Origin of the sequence: Marinomonas polaris DSM 16579 (assembly GCF_900129155.1) — a bacterium.
Taxonomy (GTDB): Bacteria; Pseudomonadota; Gammaproteobacteria; order Pseudomonadales; family Marinomonadaceae; genus Marinomonas; species Marinomonas polaris.
This window is the reverse complement of sequence record NZ_FQVF01000045.1, coordinates 1-2,227: the sequence shown is the minus strand read 5'-3', so window position 1 is coordinate 2,227 and position 2,227 is coordinate 1. Positions and strand designations below refer to the sequence as shown.

General features: G+C 45.4%; 2 protein-coding genes. Both read right to left on the bottom strand.

Annotation, left to right across the window (positions count from 1 at the left end; genetic code table 11):
* Positions 1–184: 184 nt before the first annotated feature.
* A complete protein-coding gene (gene tnpC, locus BUA59_RS23350; protein WP_139248970.1) occupies positions 185–1,756 on the bottom strand; it encodes an IS66 family transposase in 1,572 nt (523 codons plus the stop codon).
* 26 nt (positions 1,757–1,782) lie between these two features.
* Positions 1,783–2,145: an IS66 family insertion sequence element accessory protein TnpB gene (gene tnpB / locus BUA59_RS23345; protein ID WP_072842474.1), complete on the bottom strand. Its 363-nt coding sequence runs from the start codon at positions 2,143–2,145 to the stop codon at positions 1,783–1,785.
* Between the last annotated feature and the right edge of the window lie 82 nt (positions 2,146–2,227).

The following is a 2,227-nucleotide window of genomic DNA, read 5'->3' as shown; positions in this document are numbered from 1 at the left end:
GTAAGCGTGTGGTAAACCACACATAGATCGTGTTGCTTTACTTTAGTAAATGATTGTTATAACTTTATTATCAGACAGAGGGCAATGGATTTGTCCACGCCTCCAGGACGGAGGCTCTGTCACTTTTCAGGAAGATTCAAGGCTGCATGGATGCAGCGGGAAGACTCACCCTTTATTCTCAAACTTAAGTCAGCTTGATATTCCACGGCAATAAATCGTCTACGTCATCGTTTTCCTTTCTTCTCGGCAGCTCTTCAAACAATCTTACTAAGTAATCATACGGGATAAGCCCATTGGCTTTGGCCGTTTCTATGATGCTATAAAGCGTGGCGCTGGACCGTGCTCCATTGCCCGTATTTGAGAACAGCCAGTTTTTGCGTCCAATCACGAAGGGTTTGATGGCGCGTTCCGCTCGGTTGTTATCGATGTTGACGTGATAGTCTGTCAAGTAAACTGTCAGTTTGTCCCATTGATTGAGATTGTATTGGATGGCTTTACCCAATAAAGATTTCGGTGGCACCTGTTGAGCTGACTTTTCAAGCCAGGCTTTGTAGTTCGCTAGTGCTTCGGGCGCTTGCTCCTGACGGATTTTAAATGCGCCTTCTACATTGTCGGCCTGTTGGGCCAGCGTTTCGATGGCGTACAGTTTTTTGATGTGGTTGATCGCCATCGTTGCTTTTCCTGACTTGCCTTTCGGCATGCCTTTTTCCGCCTCAATAAATTTGCGACGTGCATGGGCCCAGCAACCAGCCAACGTGGCTTGGGTGGATTCATACGCTTGATAACCATCTACATTAAGATAACCGTCGTAGCCTTGTAAAAAATCGATGGCACATTGCCCACTTCGAGTCGGCTGGTAATCGTATAAGACAATATTCGGGATCAGGTTCTGTTTGCTTGGGGCATCTTTGCCTGTGCAATACACCCACATGTAACATTTTGAACGAGCTTCTTTGATCACATTCAGGGTGGTTTCATCGGCTTGGATAACGGACTGTTTCCGTAATACTTGATGTAGCCGTTCATAAAGAGGCTCTAAGGCATCAGCACATTTTTTCATCCAATCTGACATGGTTCGTCGGCTCAACTCAATACCGTATTGTTTGAATAAGGTTTCTTGTCGATAGAGTGGTAAGCTGTATTGGAATTTACCCGTGATAATCTGACTCAGCAGACTTGGGGTCGCGATGCCTTTGGGGATAATGCTCGGTGGTATAGCTGCTTGCTTAATCGCATTCTGAGTGCCTGTTTTTTCACACTCACGGCACGCGTATTTAGGGCGAACGGTTTCGATCACTTTAAGCTGAGCTGGGATAAAATCGAGTTTTTCAGAACGGTCTTCGCCTATGCAATGAAGTGCACCTTGGCAACATGAGCAGACTTTGTCTGACTCAGCGATATCCAGTACAACCGTTTCGCGTGGTAAATCCTTTGGCAGGGGCTGACGCTTGGGTTTCTGACGAGTGTAGGAGACGGTCTGTGTTTCAGTCTCTGTGTCGATGACATCAGATTCGGCCGCTATTTCATCAAACAACTCACCTTGCCCAGGTGAGATTTCCGAGCTTTTGCCAAACTGCTTTTGCTGCGCCAAACGCCACTGCTCTAAAATGAACGTGTATTTAGATTGCCACTGCGCAAGCTGCGAGTCTTTTTCACTCAGAAGGCTGTCTTTTTTACCCAATAGTAAAGCTTGCTCAAGCAATAGTGCTTTAAGCGCTTCAATGTCATTGGGTAAGTCTTCTGGAAGTATGTTCATAGGTTGGATTATACCAACCTAATGGGCTATGCGTCATGATATCGGTAAGTTAAATGCGGATGTGCCCCCTGGGAGTGAAGGGGTAGACCGTCCAACAACCAATTCAGTTGTCGATGAGATATGTGCAGCGATAAATGCTCATCCTCAATGCCTGGCCATTGGAAACGCCCTTTTTCCAATCGTTTGTAATGCAACCAAAAACCATTATTAGACCATTGCAATATTTTAATCTTGTCACGTGCTCGCCCACAAAAGACAAAAATGTGCTCACTACAAGGTTCTTTTTCAAGATCGTAGGCGACAATATTGCAAAGCCCATCAATGGCCTTACGCATATCGGTTGGTCCACAAATGAGAGTAACGTTAAGCTGGGAAGACGCGGTAAACATGAGTCTGTTGCTCTGATTTAAAAGACAACAGACTTTAAGGTGTTTGAAGATAATTAAAATGTGTGGTTTGCCGGACGCTTAC

Excerpts from the sequence above, each read along its gene's own strand:
- tnpC (WP_139248970.1), bottom strand. The coding sequence starts at position 1,756 with ATGAACATACTTCCAGAAGACTTACCCAATGACATTGAAGCGCTTAAA.
- tnpB (WP_072842474.1), bottom strand. The coding sequence starts at position 2,145 with ATGTTTACCGCGTCTTCCCAGCTTAACGTTACTCTCATTTGTGGACCA.